The 18,696-nt window shown below is 46.6% G+C and carries 15 protein-coding genes; 2 read left to right on the top strand and 13 right to left on the bottom strand.

Annotated elements, in window-relative coordinates; translation table 11 throughout:
* Nucleotides 1–223 precede the first annotated feature (223 nt).
* The 11 genes from AM279_RS06535 to fucP form a co-directional block, all read right to left on the bottom strand.
* On the bottom strand, nucleotides 224–1,621 hold the full coding sequence (locus AM279_RS06535; RefSeq protein ID WP_054406942.1) for an efflux transporter outer membrane subunit: 1,398 nt from the start codon (nucleotides 1,619–1,621) through the stop codon (nucleotides 224–226).
* 5 nt (nucleotides 1,622–1,626) lie between these two features.
* The gene (locus AM279_RS06530; RefSeq protein WP_054406941.1) at nucleotides 1,627–4,815 is read right to left on the bottom strand and encodes an efflux RND transporter permease subunit; all 3,189 of its coding nucleotides are present in this window, start codon (nucleotides 4,813–4,815) and stop codon (nucleotides 1,627–1,629) included.
* Between the two features lie 31 nt (nucleotides 4,816–4,846).
* A complete protein-coding gene (locus AM279_RS06525) occupies nucleotides 4,847–5,986 on the bottom strand; it encodes an efflux RND transporter periplasmic adaptor subunit (protein WP_054406940.1) in 1,140 nt (379 codons plus the stop codon).
* 241 nt (nucleotides 5,987–6,227) lie between these two features.
* Nucleotides 6,228–6,815, bottom strand: a complete 588-nt coding sequence (locus AM279_RS06520; protein WP_054406939.1) for a TetR/AcrR family transcriptional regulator — start codon at nucleotides 6,813–6,815, stop codon at nucleotides 6,228–6,230.
* Between the two features lie 159 nt (nucleotides 6,816–6,974).
* A complete protein-coding gene (locus tag AM279_RS06515) occupies nucleotides 6,975–8,870 on the bottom strand; it encodes a glycoside hydrolase family 97 protein (RefSeq protein ID WP_054406938.1) in 1,896 nt (631 codons plus the stop codon).
* Between the two features lie 36 nt (nucleotides 8,871–8,906).
* Nucleotides 8,907–9,686 carry an L-fucose dehydrogenase gene (locus tag AM279_RS06510; protein ID WP_054406937.1) on the bottom strand — a complete coding sequence of 260 codons (780 nt, stop codon included), beginning with the start codon at nucleotides 9,684–9,686 and terminating at the stop codon, nucleotides 8,907–8,909.
* Between the two features lie 21 nt (nucleotides 9,687–9,707).
* The gene (locus tag AM279_RS06505; protein WP_054406936.1) at nucleotides 9,708–10,037 is read right to left on the bottom strand and encodes an L-rhamnose mutarotase; all 330 of its coding nucleotides are present in this window, start codon (nucleotides 10,035–10,037) and stop codon (nucleotides 9,708–9,710) included.
* Complete coding sequence (locus AM279_RS06500; RefSeq protein WP_054406935.1) at nucleotides 10,037–10,885, bottom strand: fumarylacetoacetate hydrolase family protein; 849 nt, start codon at nucleotides 10,883–10,885, stop codon at nucleotides 10,037–10,039. Before AM279_RS06500 ends, AM279_RS06505 begins: the two co-directional genes overlap by 1 nt.
* 67 nt (nucleotides 10,886–10,952) lie before the next feature.
* On the bottom strand, nucleotides 10,953–11,717 hold the full coding sequence (locus AM279_RS06495) for an SDR family NAD(P)-dependent oxidoreductase (protein WP_054406934.1): 765 nt from the start codon (nucleotides 11,715–11,717) through the stop codon (nucleotides 10,953–10,955).
* A 184-nt stretch (nucleotides 11,718–11,901) separates the two neighbouring features.
* Nucleotides 11,902–13,542 (bottom strand): UxaA family hydrolase, encoded by a 1,641-nt coding sequence (locus AM279_RS06490; RefSeq protein WP_054406933.1) that lies wholly within the window; start codon nucleotides 13,540–13,542, stop codon nucleotides 11,902–11,904.
* Between the two features lie 31 nt (nucleotides 13,543–13,573).
* Complete coding sequence (fucP, locus tag AM279_RS06485; protein WP_054406932.1) at nucleotides 13,574–14,860, bottom strand: L-fucose:H+ symporter permease; 1,287 nt, start codon at nucleotides 14,858–14,860, stop codon at nucleotides 13,574–13,576.
* A gap of 148 nt (nucleotides 14,861–15,008) precedes the next feature.
* On the opposite strand from fucP, the gene AM279_RS06480 reads away from it, so the two are divergent.
* Together AM279_RS06480 and hemN are read left to right on the top strand one after the other, a co-directional pair.
* Nucleotides 15,009–15,866: an AraC family transcriptional regulator gene (locus AM279_RS06480; protein ID WP_054406931.1), complete on the top strand. Its 858-nt coding sequence runs from the start codon at nucleotides 15,009–15,011 to the stop codon at nucleotides 15,864–15,866.
* Between the two features lie 73 nt (nucleotides 15,867–15,939).
* Nucleotides 15,940–17,304: an oxygen-independent coproporphyrinogen III oxidase gene (hemN, locus tag AM279_RS06475; protein WP_054406930.1), complete on the top strand. Its 1,365-nt coding sequence runs from the start codon at nucleotides 15,940–15,942 to the stop codon at nucleotides 17,302–17,304.
* A 105-nt stretch (nucleotides 17,305–17,409) separates the two neighbouring features.
* Here the strand turns inward: hemN and AM279_RS06470 are convergent, their stop codons facing one another.
* Both AM279_RS06470 and AM279_RS06465 read right to left on the bottom strand, forming a co-directional pair.
* Entirely contained in the window at nucleotides 17,410–18,108 is a 699-nt protein-coding gene (locus AM279_RS06470; RefSeq protein ID WP_054406929.1) for a sulfite exporter TauE/SafE family protein, read from the bottom strand.
* 130 nt (nucleotides 18,109–18,238) lie between these two features.
* A complete protein-coding gene (locus tag AM279_RS06465) occupies nucleotides 18,239–18,691 on the bottom strand; it encodes a FixH family protein (protein WP_316948650.1) in 453 nt (150 codons plus the stop codon).
* Nucleotides 18,692–18,696 lie beyond the last annotated feature (5 nt).

Here is an 18,696-nt window from a genome sequence, read left to right as displayed (position 1 = left end):
TCGAAGACAAATTAATTTTCAGTACTTTTGATATGATTTACAAGGAAATGGAATAAAAACGAATGCAATAAGCACCATTACTAAATCATTACCGACTAAATTTTACATTCTTGTAAACTACTCATTATTAATCACTTTTATCTTTATTGCTTTTTTTTTATAAAAAAGAAGCTGCCTCGGTTTTATCCGGGCAGCTTCCACAGTTAACATCAATGAAACACCATTAGTTCCAGCCCCCGCCAAGTGCTTTATAAAGCCTCACTTCGGCGGCAAGCCGGTTCCTTTTTACAGCGGCAAGGTCAAGCTCGCTTTGTAGTACGTTACTTTGTGCGGTTATTACTTCAAGGTAGGTGGCAAGCCCGCTGGCAAACAGCTTATCGGCATTGCTCACGGCCTTTTGCAGGTTGGTTACCCGTTCCTGTGCAAACACCACCTCTTCTTTTAATTTTTCAATTTCGGCAAGGGCATCGCTCACTTCGCCCACGGCAACCAGTACCTGCTGGCGGAAGCCTATCACAGCCTTTTCGCGCTCAATTTTGGCTACTTCATATTGTGTTTTCAGCCTTCGACCCTGTAGTAAGGGCTGTGCAATGCTACCTGTAACCAATCCAAAAAGCGATGCCGGCATGTTGAACCAGTTATTGGCTTTAAAGGAGTTTAGCCCACCGTTAGCGGTTATGCTAAGTGACGGATACATAGATGCTTTGGCAACACCCACACGGGCATTGGCAGCGTTAAGCTCATATTCCTGTGCCTTAACATCGGGCCTGTGGCTTAGCAGGGCGGCAGGTATACCGGTTGGCAATTCGGCATGCAGGTCTTCGGTAGTAAGGCTGCTGCGCTCAATCTCTCCCGGAAGTGTACCGGTAAGTATGCTCAGCGCATTTTCCTGTAGTATAATTTCCTTTTCAAGCTGGGGCACAATTTGTGCGGCGCGCAGCCTTTGGGCTTCGGCCTGCTCCACGGCAAGGTGGGTAACCTGCCCGGCATCAAACTGGCGTGTAACCATGCTTACAGTATTTTCGCTAAGGCCGCGGTTCTTTTTGGCAACCTCAAGCTGGGCATCAAGCATCAGCAGGTTGTAATAGCCCTGTGCTGCGCTGGCTACCAGGTTGGCCTGAACCAGCTTGCGGGCTTCCTCAGTTTTAAGGTAGGTAGCAAGCGCCTCTTTTTTGCGGCTGTTTATCTTGCCCCAAATATCGGCTTCCCATGATAGTTGTAGGCCGGCATTGTAATCTTCAATATGGCTGGTGCCCAGGAAGTTGTTTATGCTAAGCCCGTTAAGGCTGTTTTCGCTGGGAATATTGGTATTTGCCGTAACGTAAGCGTTAAGCTGCGGCACCTGCCCCCACTTGGTTTGGCGCAACAGTTGTCTTGAAGCCTCAATATTCTTAACCGCAAGTTGCAGGTCAAAATTCCCCGTAAGGGTACGGTTTATAAGTTCCTGTAGCTTTGGGTCGGTAAAAAAGGCATCCCATTTAATATCGGCAATCGTGGTGGTATCGGTAGCAAACGCATTGCGGTATGCCTCGGGGAGTTCCTGCTGCGGCACGGGCGTATCTTTAGACACGCCACACGCTATAAGTGTAAGCAGCAGGAATATATAACTAACTGTTTTCATTGGTTTTATTTTATAAGTTCGGGTTCAAGTGCAGTTTCAGGCTCATCGGCTTTACGCGAAACCCTTTCCTGCAAATACTGGAATACGATAAACAGTACAGGGATTACAAACAAGCCCAGTACCACACCGGCAATCATACCGCCGGCTGCACCTATACTAATAGAGTGGTTACCCTGTGCAGATGGCCCGGTGGCGCTCATCATGGGTACGAGGCCCACAATAAAGGCAAGCGATGTCATGATAATTGGCCTAAGCCTTAGCTTGGCCGCTTCAAGCGATGCTGATAAGAGCGATTTGCCCGCCCGCCTGCGCTGTACGGCAAACTCTACAATAAGTATGGCGTTTTTGGCTAAGAGGCCAATAAGCATTACCAGCGCCACCTGAACATAAATGTTGTTTGATATGCCCGTCATGCCAATGGCGGCAAACACCCCGAAGATACCCGTAGGGATAGACAGGATAACGGCCAGCGGCAGTATGTAGCTTTCATATTGTGCTGCCAGAAGGAAATACACAAATATGAGGCTCAGGCCGAAGATAATGGCCGATTGCCCGCCAGATGATATCTCTTCCCTTGTCATACCTGAAAATTCATAAGAATAGCCTTCCGGCAGGGATGCAGCCGCAACTTCTTCCACAGCTTTAATGGCATCTCCAGAGCTGTAGCCCGGTTTTTGTATGGCGTTTATACCCATAGAGTTAAACAGGTTGTAACGCGAGGCATTCTCAGGGCCATATACACGCACCAGTTTAACCAACGTGTTTACAGGCACCATTTCGCCGGTTTTGTTTTTTACAAATACCGCATCAAGTGACTCAGGCGTAGAGCGTGTACCTTTTTCGGCCTGCACCATAACGCGGTAGTACTTACCAAAGCGGTTAAAGTCGCTTACCTGGGCACTACCGTAGTAGGCCTGTACGGTTTGCATCAGCTCGCGCACGCTTACGCCCAGCTGTTCGGCTTTTACGTCGTCTACTTCAAGCTCAAACTGAGGGTAGTCGGCACGGAAAGACGTGAACGCCACGGCTATTTCAGGGCGCTGCATCAGGTCGCCAATAAACTTGTTACCCACTTCGCTAAACTTGCCCAGCGAGCCGCCTGTGCGGTCCTGCAATACAAAGTCAAGGCCGTCTACGTTGCTAAAGCCAGGCACGGTAGGGAAGGTAAATACAAAGAAGTTAGCCCCCTTAATGGCCGAAAGCCTTTGGCGGGCATCGTTCATAACATCATTAATGTCCTGTATGGCGCCGCGTTCTTTGGCAGGCTTAAGCAGTATAAATGCCACCCCGAACGATGGGCTTGAAGACTGTGTAAGTATATTAAAACCCGAAAGTCCCATTAGCGTGCGTTTGGCCTCCATAGGCGCCAGCGCGTCTTCGGCTTCTTTCATGGCGGCAGTGGTACGGTCTAATGATGTACCCGCAGGCATTGACAGCGATATGGCTATAAAGCCCTGGTCTTCGCTTGGGATGAATCCTGACGGTGTGCGCTGTACCATCCATACGGTTAGTACAATAAGCCCGGCAAGGCTGCCCAGTGTGGCCCAGCGGTAGCGCACTAAAAAGCGCAGGCTGCCCACATAGCGGTTGGTTAGCTTATCAAAATTGGCGTTAAAGCCGGTAAAGAATTTTTCTTTAAACGTAGGCGCTTTATATGGCTTGCCGTCATGGCCCGGTTTGGCATGGTTGGGGTTATGCTGCTTAAGGAATAGTGCTGCAAGGGCAGGGCTCAGCGTAAGCGCGTTAACCGCAGATATAATAATGGCTATGGCCAGTGTAAAGGCAAACTGCCTGTAGAATACACCTGTTGAGCCTTCCATAAAACCTACCGGCAGGAATACGGCCGACATAACCAGTGTAATAGATATAATGGCACCTGTAATTTCGCTCATGGCCGATGTGGTTGCTGCCTTTGGCGAAAGCCCCCGGTGCTCCATCTTGGAGTGTACGGCCTCAACCACCACAATGGCGTCGTCTACCACAATACCAATGGCCAGTACCAGTGCAAACAGGGTAAGCAGGTTAATAGAGAACCCAAATATCGACATAAAGAAGAACGTACCCAGCAACGCCACCGGAACCGCAATGGCCGGGATTAATGTTGAACGGAAATCCTGAAGAAACAAATACACCACAAGGAACACCAGTATAAAGGCTTCAATAAGTGTGTGTTCTACCTGCTCAATACTGGCATCGAGCATGGTTTTGGTATTATACAGTATAAGGTGCTTTACATTTTTAGGGAATTGCTTCGAGGCCTTTTGCATCAGTTCGTCTATGGCAATCTGTATCTCATTAGCGTTAGAACCCGGCAGCTGCATAACGGCTATGTTAACGCCCGGCTTGCCGTTTACACGGGTAAAGTTACCGTAGGTATAGGCACCAAACTCAATTTTGGCTACATCTTTAAGGCGCAGCATGGTACCGTCTGGGTTGGTGCGCACTATAATGTTTTCATAATCGCCGGGCTTGTTAAGCTTACCCTTGTATTTAATTACATATTCAAACGACTGGGTACTGTTTTCACCAAATTTACCCGGGGCGGCCTCAAGGTTCTTGTCCTGTATGGCGGCCATAACCTCATTTGGTGTAATGTTGTACGATGCCATTTGGCTTGGGTTAAGCCACACCCTCATAGAGTAGTCTTTATTACCACCAAAAATGATGGACTGCCCCACACCGGGAATACGCTTAATCTCAGGGATAATATTTATCTGGGCATAGTTGGCCAAAAACGTCTGGTCATACTTTGAGGCATCTTCGCTAAACAGGTCTACCACCATGATAAGGCTGTTTTGCTGTTTTGCGGTGGTAACACCGGCCTGTATTACTTCACTTGGCAGCTGGCTGGTAGCCTGCGATACCCGGTTTTGTACGTTAACCGCGGCCTGGTCGGGGTCGGTGCCCAGCTTAAAGTATACGGTTATTACGAGTGAGCCGTCGTTACTGGCGGTTGAGGTCATGTAGCTCATGTTCTCAACGCCGTTTATCGATTCTTCCAGAGATGGCGCTACAGAGCGCAGTACGGTTTCGGCATTGGCACCGGGGTATAATGCTGTAACCTGGACTGCCGGCGGGGCTATGTCCGGGAACTGCCTCAGTGGCAGTGCGGTAACGCCAATTACCCCCAAAATAGCCAATAGGATGGATATGACCGTAGCCAAAACCGGCCGGTCTATAAATTTTTTAAGCATGTCTAATTGATGTTAAGTCGTTAGCTGATAATTATTTAGATGCAACTTCCGGTTTGATTTTTTCAGGGGCAACAGTTACGCCATCCTGAAGGCCTTCAAAGCCTTTATACACAATGCGGTCGCCTGCTTTTACACCGTCTTTAACCAGGTAATCATTACCCGATTTTCCTAAGATTGTGATAGGTGTTTTGGCTACTTTGTTGGCTTTGTCTACCGTGTACACAAATATCTTGTCCTGTAGCTCTACGGTTGATGCCTGCGGTACAAGCACTGCACCCGCGTGTGGCAGGCCAAGCTTTACCTTACCGGTGTTACCCGCACGTAGCAGCCCCTGTGCGTTAGGGAAGCTCGCCCTTAGCGTAATGGCGCCTGTGGTTTTATTAAACTGTCCGTCTACCATGTCAATACGGCCTTTTTGGGCATATTCGGTATTATCGGGCAGTACAAGCGACAGGGCAGGGAGGTGGCTTAGTTTTTCGTTAAGGGTGGTACCCTCATAAGTAGCGCGGAATTTTGTAAAATCGGCCTCGCTAACTGAGAAGTAGGCGTGTACCTCGGCATTGTCTGATAGCGTGGTTAGCGGTAGCGGGTCTGCTGCCGAAACCAGGCTGCCCTGTTTTTTAGGGAGGCGGGTAATGTAGCCGCTTACCGGGGCTTTAATAGTAGTAAACTCAAGGTTAATGCGGGCAGATGCCACAGCGGCCTCGGCCTGTTTTTTGTTACCCTCAGCAATCTTAAGCGCTGCCTTGGCTGACTTCAGCTGGTACTCACTGATTACCTTGCCGTCTACCAGCGGGGTAAGTTTTTCTACCTCAAGCTTTGCATTTATAAGCGCTGCTTCGGCGACATTAAGGCTACCTGTGGCGTTGTTTAGGGCTTCGCGGTAGCGGTGGTCTTCTATCTTAAAAATAGACTGCCCGGCCTTTACAAAAGCGCCTTCGTCTACAAACACGCTTTGCAGGTATCCGTCTACCTGCGGGCGGATTTCCACATCGGTACGGCCCTCAAGCATTACCGGATATTCCTGCCAGGTAAAGGCATCGTGGGTGGTTACATTATATACGGGCACAGGTACTGCCTGGGCCGTGGGTGTTGCCGGGTTCTGGTTGCCCGAGCAGGCATATAGCAGCGCAAGCACTGCAACTGATAATAACTGGTTTATTGGCTTCATAACGATATTAATTAATTTAATGATGTTAAGTGTAAATGAAAAAAATGTGGTGTTAACCTAACAAAAAGTATTTAACGGTGTTAAGTAATGGTTTTAAAAAATATGCCGGTTGGGGCATCTTAATCATACTAAAGGTATTTAACGGTGTTAAGTAAACGGTTTAAAAAATATGCCGGTTACAGGCATGTAGCTAATCATATTAAAATGGTTTAACAGTGTTAAGTAAAAGTGTAAAAAAAAGCTACGTGTGTAGCGTGCGGGTTATACCCACTATGGCATCTTTAAGTATTTGCTTGTTCATGTCATCACCCAGGCCTTCGCTAAGCATGTTGATGGAAATAAGCCCATGGATAACCGAAAAGAACGTAAAGTATTTTTGCATTACCAGGTCTTCATCATCATTCTTCATAATCTGGCTCATCACATCGGCAATCAGGTCATACGGATGGTCGCTTTCCGGGGTTCCCTGCGCGCAGCAGGTCATTTGTACACCATACATAAGCTGGTACATTTCCCTGTTTTTTTGCGAAAAATCCCAGTAAGCCATCCACATACCCCCAAGTTGGTCGTCAAGGTTGGTATGTTTTTTCTTCGCCTCTTCAAGGTCTTTAGAAAGGAGCTGGAAACCCTTACAGGTCAGTTCCTGCAATATGGCTTCTTTGCTCGAAAAGTATTCGTAAATAATTGGGGCGGTATATTCAATCTTGTCGGCAATTTTACGCATACTCAGGCCCTGCCATCCTTCCTGTTTTACAATCTGCCTTGCAGCTTTCAGGATGTTGGCACGGGTTTGTTCTTTTTGTCGTAAAATACGTTCTTTACTTCCCATGATTTATAAGTGTTTAAATCACTTAACACCGTTAGGCAAATTTACGGCAATTAAAATGTACTGCACAAGCTTTTTTGCACTTTTTTTATTTTTTACCGAAACCGCCTGTAAACTGTAGGGTTTTGAAATGTCTATAAACTTAAAAATAACACTATTTGCTTAAAATTCAGTCAGTACCGCCACAAAACCTCCTCGTGGAAGGCAGCTAACCTGTAATTTTTCAGCTTTTTTAAGCGTGATGCTTTTGGTTGCGAATGAAGCATCATCTGCACCATCGGTTATCAGTTCAAGCTTTGTCTTTTTATTGGTTATAGTGATGAGGTCTACCGTAAAATCCTGTGCGGTATCTGTTCCGTTAATACCGGCTATGTACCATGTGTTGCCTTTTTTACGGGCTATAATGGCTTTTTCTCCGGGGTAGCCGTCCAGCAGCCTGGTGTCATCCCAGGTGGTGGGTACCGTTTTCAGGAAGCTTTGTACATAATCAGGCTGCTTGTAAAAAGACTCCGGGCTATCAGCAAAATGCTGCAGGGCCGACTCAAACAATACGGCCAATGCCAGCTCATGCGCATAAGAGGTTATGTGCGGGTTTTGGCTGTTTGAAAACGCTACGGGTGTATAATCCATAGAACCAACCACGTTTCGGGTAAACGGCAGCGTGGCGTTGTGGCCTGCGGCTTTAGTGGTAAGGGTTGCATTGTTGTTGTACCATTCGGCACCATAAACGGCTTCATAGGTAAGCAGGTGTGGGTAGGTGCGGGCCCAGCCCCGTGGCACGGTTGCCCCGTGAAAATTAACCAATAGCTTATACTTGGCAGCGTCTTCTAAAATATCTATGTAATACTTTATCATGTCCTGCTGGTCTCCGGCAAAAAAGTCGACTTTAATACCGTAAATGCCCATTTCGTTAAGCCAGGCAAATTCCTTCTGGCGCTTTTCGGGTGTCAGTAGCCTGTCCCACGGTGTGGGCTCCAGCCATGATGTGCCCGAGTTGTACCACATAAGCGGCTTTACACCTTTAGATTTTGCATAGTTAACCGCGTCTTTAATAGTGCCGCCATTTTCCATCACGTCCCATTCCCAGTCAATAAGCGTGTAGGGCCAGTTCATTTTAGCAGCCAGGTCAGTATACTCGGCCAGCTTTTTATAGTCTTTAGAGCCATGGTTGTTAGCCCAGTACACCCATGATTCTGTGCCGGGTATTATCCAATCTGTATCTTGTATTTTGCTTGGCGGGTTTACATCGTCTACCAGGGTAGATTCAACAACATCAGCCAGTGCCCCAATAATAAGCGTGCGCCACGGCGACTGCCACGGCAGCGTGCCCACAGCGCCTACCTGCTTAAAGTTATCCCTTGTTTCAGGGTAGGTTACGTTATAATGGTTTGGATTTTTCGCATTGCTAAGCCTGGCCGCACAGTTATTTGCCGATAATCCTGCTTCCGACAGCAATACCCAAACCGGCTGGCCGGTAACTTTATAAAGCGCCGGGAAACCCCATTCCTGTTTGTCATTGCCTTTGCCGGTTGTCGTTTCGGGGTAAAAACCCTCATAAGACGGCTCAAAAGCCTGCGTCCAGCGTTGTGTGCCCTCCGGCAGTATAAAGGTGGTATTTTCGCTTATAACGTTTACCGGGGCGTTTGTATCATCAGGAAACTCATATCTGAATGCAACGCCATCATTATAAGCCCTGAAAATAATATTGACAACTTTATTATTTTGGTTGGTGAATGTAAAAATACGTTCAGTAACAATATTTTCACGTTCTTTCCTTTTCCCGCTAAGTGCTGTGTACTTTTCTTTTACGGTTGCGGGTTTAGAAGTACTAACCGGTTTCAGGTTTGTTGTAAAGGCTTCGTCACTCCGTGTTATGCCCAGTGGCGACTGCGGCAAAACCACAACCTGCTTTTTACCTGAAGAATAAAATATACTGAAAACCGGGTTGCCCTGGCTGGCATCAATTTGCACCGAAATTTTTTTGTTGGGCGATATAACTTCCTGTGCGGTTACCGGTATAAACGGGAATAGCAGGAGCAGGGCAATGATTTTTTTCATTACAAAAGGGTGTTGGGGTATTGGTATTTAAATTAGTTACAGTGCCCTGTCAAGGTGCACATAGCCGCCGTCTACATGAATAAGCTGGCCCGTTGTGTGCGCCGACCTTTCCGACAGTAAAAAGGCCACCATATCGGCAATTTCGGCTGTTTTGGTCATGCGTTTCTCAAGGGGGATTTTAGCTGTAATGGCATACAGCTTTTGCTGCGGGTTATCAAATGTGTTAATCCAGGTTTCATAAAGCGGTGTCCATGCTTCGGCCACAATAACCGCGTTTACACGGATGCTGTAGGGCAGGAGCTCTACCGCCCATTCGCGCGTAAGGGCGTTGCGCGCACCGTTTGCCGCCGCATAACCCGATGTGTCTCCCTGGCCGGTTTCGGCGGTTTTACTGCCTATGTTTACTATACTGCCTTTTGATTTTTTAAGCTCGGGCAGGGCGTGTTGGGCCAGCAGGTAGTAGTGCACCACATTTTTATGTAATGATGCCATAAAACCGTCGTAAGAGCCGTTTTCAAGCCCTATGCCATCATTTACCCCGGCGTTGTTTACAAGCCCGTCTATGCGGCCGTATTGCGCTATAATGGTTTCTATTGCCGCCTTGCAGTTTTCAGGCTGGGTAAGCTCGGCCGTTACATAACCGGCTTTACCGCCACCAGCAATAATTTCGTTTGCAAACGTTTTATTGTCTTCTTCGCTGCGGCCTATAATTACAGGCACCGCGCCTTCGTTTGCCAGTGTTTGCGTAATGGCAGCGCCAATACCCTTGGCGCCGCCACTAACTACTATAACTTTATCTTTTAAATGTAAATCCATATCAAGGCGTTGCCTGTGGTTTTAAAGGGAAAATATCTTATCCGTTAACAGCCATTTTTCGCCCGGCTTAGCGTTGGGTAGTGCCTGTTGGTATTTCCACATCAGGTTTTCCCATTCCTGCACCTTTGGGTTTGCGGCATCGGCAGCGCCCTTGGCTTCAAAGGAAAACTCTTCGTTTACCTCCATAATCATGAAAAGGCGGTTGCCGGTGCGGTAAATTTCCATAGCCTCAATACCGCTGCCTTTAATACTTTCGGTAATTTCAGGCCATATCGCCTTATGATAGGCTTCATATTCGGCTATCAGTACAGGGTTGTCTACCAGGTCAAGGGCAAGGCAATACCGTTTCATTACTGGTAAGCCTTTACGTTTTGTTTGCTGCTGCCCAGGCCATCTATACCCAACTCTACCACATCGCCCGGTTTAAGGTACCACGGTTCCGGCTTCATGCCAAGGCCCACACCTGCGGGTGTACCGGTTGTTATAACATCGCCCGGAAGCAGCGTCATAAACTGGCTGATGTAGCTTACAATAAACGGCACGTTAAAAATAAGGTTGGCCGTGCTGCCGTCCTGCACTTTTTTACCGTTTACGGTAAGCCAAAGGCGCAGGTTGTGCACGTCTTCAATTTCATCCTGTGTGGCAATCCATGGGCCAAGCGGTGCAAAGGTATCGCAGCTTTTGCCTTTAACCCACTGCCCGTTGCGCTCAATCTGGAAAGCACGCTCGCTGTAGTCATTGTGCAGCACATAGCCCGCCACGTGGTTCAGGGCATCGGCCTCATCAACATAGCTTGCCTTTTTGCCTATTACAATAGCCAGTTCCACCTCCCAGTCGGTTTTGGTGCTGTTTTTAGGTATGATAAGGTCGTCATTAGGCCCTACAATAGCTGTAGTTGCCTTAAAGAACAAAATAGGCTCAGAGGGTATTGGCGCATTAGTCTCAGCCGCGTGGTCTTTGTAGTTAAGCCCCACGCATATAAGCTTAGATGGCCTTGCAAGGGGTGCGCCAAGCCTTTCGCTGTCCGATACCTCGGGCAAACCGCCTTTTTCAACGTCGTGTTTCAGGGTTTCAAGGGCATCGCCTGCAAAGAATGCCTCATTGTAATCGGCTACAAGGTGCGATACATCATAGCGTTTTTCGTTTATAAGTACACCCGGTTTTTCCTGTCCCGGCGCTCCAAATCGGATTAGTTTCATAAGATATGTTGTTTGTTACGAATTTCATGATTTTTGATGAAACCCTATGTATAAGCCGTAACTGTTTTTAATTATTTAAAGTCGTAAAACCGCCGTCAATAGGGTAATCTACCCCGGTAATGAACGAAGCCTCATCGCTGCACAGGTACAATGCCAGTGCGGCAATTTCTTCCGGCTTTGCCATGCGGCCTATAGGCTGGGTTTTAGACAGCCTGTCAAACATCTCCTCAATATTGTCAGGATAGTTTTTTTGAAGGAAGCCGTCAACAAAAGGGGTATGTACCCTTGCCGGGGAAATTGAGTTGCAACGTATGCCCTCGGCAATATAGTCTTTTGCCACGCTCATGGTCATGGCTTTAACTGCGCCCTTGGCAGTGCTATATGCAAACCTGTCCGGCAATCCCACCAAAGCAGCTATAGAAGCCATATTGATGATAACCCCGCCACCTGCCTTGCGCAACTGTGGTATGGCAGCAAACAGGCAGTTGTAAACACCCTTTACATTAACGCGCATAACACGGTCAAAATCGTCTTCAGGGGTGTTGTCGGCTTTACCTATGTGGGCAATACCTGCATTGTTAACCAGTATGTTGAGTTTTCCTATCTCCTCAAAAGCTTTAACTACTGCTTTTTGGTCTGATACATCTACGGTATGCACCGTTGCAGTACCTCCTTCAGCCGAAATAAGCGCTACTGTAGCCGCTGCATTTTCCTGGCTGATTTCAAAAATGTGCACCTCGGCACCCTGTTTTGCAAGCACTACCGCTATGGCCTGGCCTATTCCACTGCCGCCACCGGTTACTACCGCTTTTTTATTGTCTAATCTAAACATTTTTATTTCGATTTTTCGATTATTGGATTTTTCGATAGTTCGACGATCGATAATTAGATTGTTGGATTATTAGATTTTCGATAATTCGATGTTTGCTTTATATGTGTCATCGAATAATCCGATAATCGACAAATCTTTTTCATACAGTCGAATAATCGAACTATCCAACAATCTAATAATCCATTTACAAACTGACCCCCCGTTTCCACGGAATAAAATCATCCTGGTTGAGCTGTACCGCCTTGGGTATTTCGAGCCCGCTTGCAGCACGTATACAATATTCCAGTATGTCTTCGCCCATTTGGGCAATGGTTTTTTCGCCGCTTATAACCGGGCCGGTATCTATATCTATAATATCGGCCATGCGGTTTGCCAACGCCGAGTTGGTTGCCACTTTTATAGTAGGGCATACCGGGTTGCCGGTTGGTGTGCCCAGGCCGGTTGTAAACAGTATAAGTGTTGCACCGCTGGCGGCTTTTCCGGTTGTGGCTTCCACATCATTGCCGGGAGTGCACACCAGGCTCAGGCCGGGTTTTGTAGCTGGCTCAGTATAATCAAGCACATCTACCACGGGTGCAGAACCCGCTTTTTTAGCCGCACCGGCGCTCTTAATAGCATCGGTAATCAGGCCGTCTTTTATATTGCCGGGCGATGGGTTCATAAAAAATCCCGAGCCCACTTTATGTGCCAGGGCATCGTATTCGGTCATTAATTTAATGAATTTTTCGGCCACCGGCTTGCTTACAGAACGGTCTATAAGTTCCTGTTCCACACCGCAAAGTTCGGGGAATTCAGCCAGTAGTACTTTGGCGCCAAGCCCCACCAGCAGGTCAGCACAATGGCCCACCGCCGGGTTAGCCGAAATGCCGCTAAAACCATCGCTGCCGCCGCATTTTACGCCTACGGTTAGCTTGCTTAAAGGCGCGTTGGTACGTTCAAATTTGTTTATTTCCATCAGGCCCAAAAAGGTTTGCTTAATGGCATCCTGTATCAGTTGTTCTTCGCTAACGGTTTTTTGTTGCTCAAAAACAAGCAGCGGCTTATCAAATGCAGGGTTACGCTCAAAAAGGTCGTCCTTAAAATTCTCAACCTGAAGGTGCTGGCAGCCCAGGCTCAATACCGTTATACCTGCCACATTGGGGTGGTCGGCATAGGCGGCAAGAAGCTTGCTCAGGGTGTCGGCATCCTGGCGCGTACCGCCGCAACCTCCCTGATGGTTCAGGAATTTAATGCCGTCAACATTCTTAAAAAGCCTGTTGTCAGCAGCAATGGGCGATGGCGCAAGGCTTACGGAATTGATATCCTCGCCATTATTAAACGCCTCAACTATTTTGTGGGTATATGATTTGTATTTGTCGTCTACCGCATAACCCAGCTCGCCATACAGCGACTCTTTTATGATATCTAAGTTACGGTTCTCACAGAAAACAGTGGGAATAAACAGCCAGTAATTGGCCGTGCCTACCTGCCCGTTACTGCGGTGGTAGCCCTTAAACGTGCGGTTTTCAAATTTAGAAACGTCAGGGGCGTGCCAGGTGTAATTGCTTTCGCGATAAGCATAAGGCTCGGCAGCATGCTTGGTGTTATCAGTACTCATACGCGCACCTTTGGCCACGTTATATTGTACCTTGCCCACCAATACGCCATACATAAAAATCTCATCGCCGGTGGCCATATCCTGCATAAAGAACTTGTGCTTGGCAGGTATTGCTTCGGTAACAGTGTAGGGTGTCCCTTCAAAGTCTACTGTAGCGCCTTGCGGAATGTCCTGCAGGGCTACCAGCACGTTATCGGCGGGGTTAATTTTTAAAACAACATTCTTCATATTTGGGTTAGTCTCTGTTGTAAAGTTATAGTTAAGATAATGTATTGTTGTTTATTGGTTTCCAGAATTTAAAAGCATATATAAACACTACTAAAAAGCATGCAAGCGGCACTAAATAACCGTATTGTATGCTGCCGGTAACATCTGAAATATACCCCAGGCCAAGCGGCAGGACAGCCCCGCCCACAATGCTCATTACAATAAGCGATGAACCTATTTTTGTATCGTGACCAAGCCCGCTGATACCCAAAGAAAATATGGTTGGGAACATAACCGACATAAAAAAGGCAACACCAATAAGCGCATAAACGGTTATCATGCCGCTGCCAAAAATGGCGATTACTGATAGCAGGGCGCTGATTGCAGCATATAGCATCAGTAGCCTGTGGGGTGCTAAAAACTGCATTAGGAATGTGCCCCCAAACCTGCCAAGCATAAAAGCAAGGCCCGCACCGCCTGCATACCAGGTGGCCTCACTCTGGCTTATGCCCGCCGATGTGGTTACAAAGCGTATAAAGAAACTCAACACGCATATTTGGGCACCTATGTAAAAAAACTGTGCTATAACCGCCCATTTCAGGTGGCGGTGCCTGAAGGCTTTTATGATAGAGCCCCCCTCGTTAGATTCTTCTTCGTGTTTAATGTCAGGTAGTTTAGTGAATAATACCAATACGGTTATGATACAGATAAGGATGCCCAGCACAAGGTAAGGCCCTTTAACGGTGGCGGCCTCGGCAATCAGGTAGGCTTTTTTGTCTTCGGGCAGCATGGCAGCCAGTTGTTCTTCGGTGTAATTTACATCCGACAGGATAAATTTACCCCCAATAACCGGTGCTAAAAATGCCGCAAGCCCGTTAAATGACTGCGAGAAGTTAAGCCTTTGTGTGGCGGTTTCCGGCTTGCCAAGTATGGTAACATAAGGGTTTGCCGCGGTTTCAAGAAAGGTAAGCCCACAGGCAATAACAAACAATGCCCCTAAAAAGAATACATATTGTTGTGTGTTTGCCGCCGGTATAAACAAAAACGAACCTATGGCAAACAATACAAGGCCTATGATTATGCCATTCTTGTAGCCGTACCTGCGCATAAAATATCCGGCTGGCAGCGCCATGATAAAATAGGCTATAAATACCGAGAAATCTACAAAAGCGGTCTCAAGGTCGTTTAGGGTAAAGACTTTTTTAAGGTGCGGGATAAGGATAGGGTCGAGGTTGTGTATAAAACCCCAAAAAAAGAAAAGGCTGGTAACCAGTATAAGCGGCAACAGGTAATTGCCCCCTTTAGGGTTTGGTTTTATTTCGGTATTATTTATGTTCATAGTAAGGTTATAAAACTATAACGTTTGATGTATTTACAAATTAAATTAAAAGATATGGGTCAAAATTGTGCGTGGTTATCCAAATAGTAAACGTAATTGTTGTATAATTGTCTTTTGGTTTAAGTTTAGCTATAAATACCTTACTTTAATGAAGCCCCATTACCTTAATATAACCTCGGCGGCAAGCCAGTCATTCAGTGCCCGGCGCGATGTGGAGCCCGATGTAAACAACCACTGGCACTATCATGACGAGCTGGAGCTTATTTACATTAAAAAAGGCAGTGGCACACAGTTTATTGGCGACAGCATACAGGCGTTTTCGGGTGGTACAGTAGCGCTTATAGGCAGCAACCTGCCGCATTACTGGCAGTTTGACGACAGTTATTTTACTGATGATAACGCAGGGGAGGTAGAGGTATATGTGGTGCATTTTAAAAAAGATTTTTTGGGTAAGGATTTCCTGCAACTGCCCGAAAATACCGATTTAAAAAAGGTTATAGAAGCCGCAGCAAGGGGCATACAGGTTACGGAAGATTCCGCCACTATAGCTGCGCTGATAGCAGCCTGCGTAAACCAAACCGGCACGCACCGTATTATTACACTATTGCAGGCGTTGCTGGCTATTGGCATTACAGAGAGAAAACCGTTGGTATCTATTGGCTTTAAAGCCGATTTTCAGGAAACCGAAAAAAACCGCCTGCAAAAGGTGTACAACTACAGCATAAGCCACTACCGCCGCAAGATTGAATTGCAGGAGGTGGCAAAGCTTGCACAGCTGACTGAGAGTGCCTTTTGTAAATTCTTCAAATCTAAAACGGGTAAAACCTATACGGTTTTTGTAAACGAAATACGCATAGGCCATGCCTGCCGCCTGCTGATTGAAAACCGGCTAAGCATTAAGGAAATATGTTTTGAATGCGGGTTTTATAACGCAGCCAGCTTTCATAAATGTTTTAAGGATGTTATGAAAATGACACCCCTGCAATACCAGAAAAATTATGTGTAGCTTATTTTAAGGTATGATATTTATCATTCTTTAGGCGGTTGCCCGGCCATAGCTTTGCCTCAAAAATACGGTTATGCAAAGCAATATAATAAGCAAGTACAATGTTCCGGGGCCTCGCTATACCAGCTATCCTACAGTGCCTTACTGGGACAACAGTGGTTTTACCAACCAGCGCTGGAAAGAAAGTTTTATACAGTCTTTTACAGAAAGCAACGCATCTGAAGGCATTAGCCTGTACATTCACCTGCCGTTTTGCGAGAGTATGTGCACGTTTTGCGGCTGCAATAAGCGCATAACCCGTCGCCATGAGGTAGAAACAGCTTATATAACGGCCGTGCTTAACGAGTGGGCCATGTATTGCGATGTGCTTGTGCAAAAGCCGTTAATTAAAGAACTGCACCTTGGTGGCGGTACGCCCACCTTTTTTAGCCCCCAAAACCTCGAAATACTGGTGAACGGTATTTTTGACAGGGGCATCAAGGCCCCCGGCTATGAGTTTAGCTTTGAAGGCCACCCTAATAATACTACCCGCGAACATCTACAAACCCTCTACAACCTGGGTTTCCGCAGGGTAAGCTTTGGTGTGCAGGATTATAACGAAACCGTGCAAAAAGCCATTAACCGTATGCAGCCCTTTCACAACGTTGCCAAGGTTACGTTTTGGGCGCGAGAGATAGGTTATACCTCTATAAGCCATGACTTAGTGTTTGGCCTGCCGTTCCAGAATATTGAAAATATTGTTGATACTATTGAGAAAACCCGTGCGCTGGGGCCTGACCGTATCTCGTTTTACAGCTATGCCCACGTGCCCTGGATAAAAGGCCTGGGCCAGCGCGGTTTTGATGATGAAAACCTGCCCAAGGATAATGAAAAACGCCTGCTGTATGAAACCGGGAAAAAACTGTTGGCACTACACGGTTATGAAGAAATAGGGATGGACCATTTTGCTTTAAAGTCTGACAATATGTTTACTGCTTTTAAAGAAGGAGGCCTGCACCGTAACTTTATGGGCTATTGCTCTTCTAAAACACAGCTTATGATAGGCCTGGGGGTAAGCGCTATAAGCGACAGCTGGTATGCCTTTGCCCAAAATGAAAAGACCCTCGAAGATTATTACAAAAGGGTAGAAGAGGGCGAGCTGCCGGTGTTCCGCGGGCATGTGCTTACCGATGAAGACCTGGTAATACGCAAACACATTTTACACCTTATGTGCCGTTTTGAAACCGCCTGGAACGAACGCCACGGCTGGTTTGAAGCCCTGCCGCAAGTGTTAAACAGCCTGATTGAAATGGAGAAAGACGGCCTGCTGGAATTTGGTAAAAACAAGATAATTGTTACCCAAAAAGGGAAGCCCTTTGTACGGAATATTTGTATGGCATTTGACCTGCGGCTAAAACGGAAAGCCCCCGAAACGCAGCTATTCTCTATGACCATATAATGAAAAGCTCCCGATTGGGAGCTTTTTTTATAGTTTTAGCCACAAATTACACGAATTATCACGATTTTTTATAAATGAGTTCATGATAATTCGTGGCTAAATATACTATCCACAATTTGGCATTTGCATTACAAACAGGCTCATGTTGCCGGGTGATACAAACGGTATGCCTAAACCCAGCCCACGTAGTATAAAAAGCACCCCAATGCACGCCGCTGCAACCGGTACAATTTTTACAATGGTATTACGCCATGATGCTTTTAAGAAAGAAGAGGTATACACTACAATACTCATAAGCGGGATGGTGCCCAGGCCGTATAACGCCATAAAGCTTATGCTATAGGCAATATTAGGCATGGCCAGCGCCCCGAACAGCGCAGCATACACCAGTCCGCACGGTAAAAATCCGTTGAGCAACCCTGTTACAAACAGTGCCTTGTAGCTGCGTTTACGGAACTGGCTGCCTAATGCCGATTTTATGTTGGATAGCACCCTGTAAACGGGTTTGGAGAAGTTGTATTTAGCAAAAATACGCTCGGGTACTATGGCAATGGTTATCATTACCACACCGGCCAGGATAGATAATTGCTGTTGCATACCGGCCAGGTAAAACCCTTTACCCAGCAGCCCGAAAACCAATCCTAACGACGCATAAGCTGTTATGCGCCCTAAGTGGTAGAGCAGTATTTGAGATGCTTTTTTAGCCGGGTTGTTGTGGTCTACCGGCAGCATCATGGCTATGGGCCCGCACATGCCCATGCAGTGCAGGCTGCTTACAAGCCCGAGAAGTAGGGCGGGAATCATAAGTTGACAGTTTACGGTTTACAGTCTTGAGAGTTATAAGTTTACAGTTTACAGCTAACAGTTTTTGCCTGTGCCTGATTTAGATAGATTGGCAACTGTGTACTGTAAACCGTCAACTGTAAACTATTAACTAAAAATTAAACATCTCTTTTGTCCTGTAAGCCTTGCCGTTATAGTTCCAGTCAAGGGTAATGTCCCAGCGGCCGCCGGCCAATTCACTTTTAGGTATGAGCATGTATGAACCTGATAGTGAAACGGGTATTTCAAAATCAAGCTTCTGGCTCGACGGCCTGTATAGGGACACTTGTCCTGTAATCTGTTTATAATCAAATCCCTCGGGGAAGGTTATTTTAATATCTGTAGCCGTATTTTCTATGGTTACATTGTGCACAAGCCCGGCAGCGTTTTGCTCGCTTTCCAGCTCGGCGTCAAGGCCGCGTTCCTGTTTGTAGTATTCTGCTACTACCAGCTCGTTATCATACAGGCTGTTGCTTTGTACTTTTATAATAAAGAATAATATAAAGCCCATAAAGCAGACAATGGCTATTACAATCCCGGTTCCCCAGTTAAATTTCAGTTTCATACTAT

The sequence above is a fragment of the Flavobacterium akiainvivens genome, assembly GCF_001278115.1.
Lineage (GTDB): Bacteria > Bacteroidota > Bacteroidia > Flavobacteriales > Flavobacteriaceae > Flavobacterium > Flavobacterium akiainvivens.
This window is presented reverse-complemented; position numbering and strand designations above follow the sequence as displayed.